1 pseudogene is annotated in these 370 nt (G+C 50.3%); it reads left to right on the forward strand.

Features of this window, described 5'->3' with window-relative positions:
* Positions 1 to 370: pseudogene (locus tag GV828_RS13085) on the forward strand (collagen-like protein); the annotation flags it as partial.

Here is a 370-nt window from a genome sequence, read left to right on the forward strand (position 1 = left end):
CGCAAGGTCCAGCAGGACAAGATGGAGCAGACGGTCAAAACGGTCAAGATGGTCAAGATGGATTAACGCCAACAATCGGTGGAAACGGAAACTGGTTCATCGGAACTACCGATACCGGAATTGCTGCGCAAGGACAAAACGGAGCAGACGGTCAAGATGGTCAAGACGGACAAGACGGATTAACGCCAACAATCGGTGGAAACGGAAACTGGTTTATTGGATCAACTGATACCGGAATTGCTGCGCAAGGTCCAGCAGGACAAGATGGAGCAGACGGTCAAAACGGTCAAGATGGTCAAGATGGATTAACGCCAACAATCGGTGGAAACGGAAACTGGTTCATCGGAACTACCGATACCGGAATTGCTGC

Origin of the sequence: Flavobacterium ichthyis (assembly GCF_009915155.1) — a bacterium.
Classification (GTDB): domain Bacteria; phylum Bacteroidota; class Bacteroidia; order Flavobacteriales; family Flavobacteriaceae; genus Flavobacterium; species Flavobacterium ichthyis.